Source organism: Anabaena sp. 54 (genome assembly GCF_017355725.1).
Lineage (GTDB): Bacteria > Cyanobacteriota > Cyanobacteriia > Cyanobacteriales > Nostocaceae > Dolichospermum > Dolichospermum heterosporum.
The window spans coordinates 1-3,515 of record NZ_JAAVWA010000068.1; the positions used below are offsets into that span (position 1 = coordinate 1).

A 3,515-nucleotide genomic window follows, 5' to 3' on the forward strand; every position below is an offset into this window, starting at 1 on the left:
GGAACAGGGAACAGGGAACAGGGAACAGGGAACAGGGAACAGGGAACAGGGAACAGGGAACAGGGAACAGGGAACAGAAAAAACTAAAGTTTCAGATTTTAAAGCTTAGTCAAAAATCAGTATTTCCATCTCATGTTTTTAAACATGAGTTTTTCTGTTACCTGTTGCTTCTTCCTCTAAAATTCTCATTTTCCCCGGCTATCTCCTGCTTAATAACTGCAATTATTTATTTCTTGTGTAAGAATTAATTTGGGGTTAACAAAACTTTAACTAAGTTAAAAATTAAGCATCCCTAAGTTTCAACTTCATAATAAACTACATGGAGCCAATTCCTTTACCTTCTCCTATCCATTACGAACTTATACTTCAACTTTTAGAAAGACAAACCATGACTTCTCTAGGTCAAAACGAAGACCTACGCAATCAAGTTAACCAACTAATTGTTACCCTGCGAAAAGCTGCATCCCAACAAAAGCGACTAGAAGAAAGTTTTCAATCGTCCTCTCTGATCATTGATCACCGTTGGTCTATTAACCATTTTGGTGATAAAGTAGATTGCTCATGATGAATGTCTATTTCCATTTAGACAAAACTCAGCCCTGCAAAAGTGGGGCTGCTTAATACAGTTTTAAACTGGCATTCCTACGAAAAATTTGAGTAGGTTTTTTTGTGTTTTTATCCCCTAGAGGGGTTAATTTGGATTGTATTGAAATTTTCAACTAGGACACAAACATGGACGATAAATTGATGCTGATGATTCCTGGTCCTACCCCAGTTCCAGAAGCAGCTTTACTAGCATTAGCTAAACACCCTATTGGTCACCGCAGCGGTGAATTTAGTAGCATGATGGCAGAGGTGACAGAAAACCTCAAATGGCTACATCAAACCAGCAGTGATGTATTGATGCTAAATGTCAGTGGGACTGGGGCTGTAGAAGCGGGAATGATTAATTTTCTTTCTCCAGGCGATCGCATTTTAGTCGGTTCTAATGGTAAATTTGGTGAACGTTGGGTAGAAGTTGGTCAAGCCTTTGGCTTAAATGTAGAAGCAATCACCGCAGAATGGGGACAACCCTTAGACCCAGCCCAATTTGCAGCCAAACTGCAAGCTGATACCAACAAAGAAATCAAAGCCGTCATTATCACCCACAGCGAAACCTCAACTGGTGTCATTAATGATCTAGAAGCCATCAACCGCCACGTTAAAGAACATGGAGAGGCTTTAATTATTGTTGATGCTGTCACCAGTTTAGGGGCTTACAACGTCCCTGTAGATGCTTGGGGTTTAGACGTAGTTGCTTCTGGTTCACAAAAAGGTTACATGATTCCTCCCGGTTTAGGATTTGTCTCCGTCAGTCCTAAAGCCTGGGAAGCCTACAAAACCGCAAAATTGCCTAAGTATTATTTAGATTTAGGGAAATATCGTAAAGCCACCGCTAAAAATACCACTCCCTTTACCCCTCCCGTCAACTTAATGGTGGCACTACATACCACCTTGGGAATGATGAAAAAGGAAGGATTGGAATCCATCTTTACCCGTCATGAACGCCAAAAAAATGCCACTCGTGCGGCAATGAAAGCATTAAATTTATCATTGTTTGCCGCAGATGAATGTGCCAGTCCTGCCATTACCGCTGTAGCTACTCCAGGCATCGAAACCGATAAAATTCGTTCTTTGATGAAAAAACGGTTTGATATTGCTTTAGCAGGTGGACAAGACCATCTGAGTAATAAAATTTTCCGCATAGGTCACTTAGGTTTTGTGTGCGATCGAGACATTCTTAGTTGTATCGCTTCCCTAGAAGTTGTCCTTCCACAAGTTGGTCATGAAAACTTCACCCCCGGTGCTGGTATAGCAGCAGCAGCAAAAGTTTTTGCCCAATAGTTATTAGACTCGTAATGGGTAATGGGTAATAGGTAATAGGTAATGGGTAAATTCTGCACCTACTCCCTGCCCCCATGCCTCTTCCCTACGCTGTTTCTAGCCAATCATAAATTTGTTCCAACTGTTCTAGTGTAATTAACCCATATTGCCAAAGAGTCATAGTTAAAGAACCAGGATCTTGATCACGGCTACGTAATGCTACAGCGAGGGAAGCAGCGGAAATTGCCAAATCTTCCTGGAGAAAATTAATTAGCCGAGAATATCTTGATGGTGTCATTTGTATCTCACCTACTTGAGTAGAATTGATGATCATAGGTTGTTTATCTAATTTTGTGGGTATTGTATAGCCAGTATTTTATGTGTCACCTTGCTATAAGTAGATTAGAGAATCGAGGTTGTATAAAAAAAGTATATATTTTTCTAAATAACCCTTTTGTAAAGCATTAATCTATCTGAATCTACTACTAGACCAAGGTAATTAAAATCACGAAGCAATTTCTACTACAGTGACTTGTGTATCCCATCAGGATGATATTTAGGTAATACTTCAACCATGATGTTAGTGTCACCATTAACATCCTCTAGTTTTTTGTTTTGATTTAAGTAACAAAGATTTTATAGTTTATACTCACCTATTGGCGACTATTTACACTTGCGCCAAAAGGGAGATTTTGTTACTTAATTTTAAAAGTCGTGATTTTAACTGGAAAAACTAAAATCTGATGTTATTTAGGCTACTGATAAATATTAACCTCTTTACTACTATTTATGCCAGGTTTGGTAGTATTTTTTCAAAAAAATAATTTTGTACCAGATAAAAATTCAGCATAAAGACTTATGCTATTTTTACATAGAATTGTTGCTATAGCAGAAGTCAGAAGTTAAAAGTTAAAAGTCTTTTGTGGTATGGCTTCTACCAGAGATTTTGTATCTTATTCAAGTGCATAGAGCTATTGTCAATCTTGATTCTGTTTATGGAATAGCACCAGGAACTAGGAAATCTATTTTGATCTGATCTCCTTTCTTTAAACCTAGTTCTTTGGCTCGTTCTGACCTAAGTTCAATTACTTGATCTATCAGGACATTAGGACCGTAGGTGGGGCAAGGTTCTATGTCACAAGGAGGAGCAGATGTTTGGATGTACTGGACCACACCTTGCCGGAGAAATACCATATCTAACGCAACGGGTACATTCTTCATCCAAAATTGTACTGGTTGTGCGTTCGGAAAAAGAAACAGCATTCCTCGGTTATCTGGTAAATCCTTTCTATACATCAAACCCATTTGTTGTTGTTCTTGTGTTCGTGCTACTTCTAACTGAATTTTTATATTTCGAGGCAGAGTAGCTTCAGCCGAAATTGGCAAATTTTGACCAGCATTTACTGATGTTTGGGTTGATGATTCTGGTGTTACGGCTGGAGATTTAGCTGTGGTTGGTAATGAACAGCCCATGAGCAGGATACTAAGTAATATTGAACATAAACTAAGCCAAGAAATCATAACTCGTATAGGGAGTGGGGGGAGTGGGGGAGTAGGGGGAGTAGGGGAGAAATCTATCTTTACTCTTTACTCTTGCCTCTTGCCTCTTGCCTCTTGCCTCTTGCCTCTTGCCTCTTGCCTCTTGCCTCTTG

General features: G+C 39.3%; 4 protein-coding genes. 2 read left to right on the forward strand and 2 right to left on the reverse strand.

The annotated features are described in order from the left end of the window. Nucleotides 1-319: 319 nt before the first annotated feature. Nucleotides 320-565: a DUF5340 domain-containing protein gene (locus HEQ36_RS25885; RefSeq protein ID WP_039202208.1), complete on the forward strand. Its 246-nt coding sequence runs from the start codon at nt 320-322 to the stop codon at nt 563-565. Between the two features lie 167 nt (nt 566-732). Further along, complete coding sequence (locus HEQ36_RS25890; RefSeq protein WP_053538935.1) at nt 733-1,884, forward strand: alanine--glyoxylate aminotransferase family protein; 1,152 nt, start codon at nt 733-735, stop codon at nt 1,882-1,884. A gap of 85 nt (nt 1,885-1,969) precedes the next feature. On the opposite strand, the gene HEQ36_RS25895 is transcribed toward HEQ36_RS25890, so the two are convergent. Continuing rightward, nucleotides 1,970-2,197 (reverse strand): DUF2949 domain-containing protein, encoded by a 228-nt coding sequence (locus tag HEQ36_RS25895; RefSeq protein ID WP_053538936.1) that lies wholly within the window; start codon nt 2,195-2,197, stop codon nt 1,970-1,972. Nucleotides 2,198-2,856: 659 nt separating this feature from the next. Next, complete coding sequence (locus HEQ36_RS25900) at nt 2,857-3,384, reverse strand: DUF192 domain-containing protein (RefSeq protein ID WP_053538937.1); 528 nt, start codon at nt 3,382-3,384, stop codon at nt 2,857-2,859. Between the last annotated feature and the right edge of the window lie 131 nt (nt 3,385-3,515).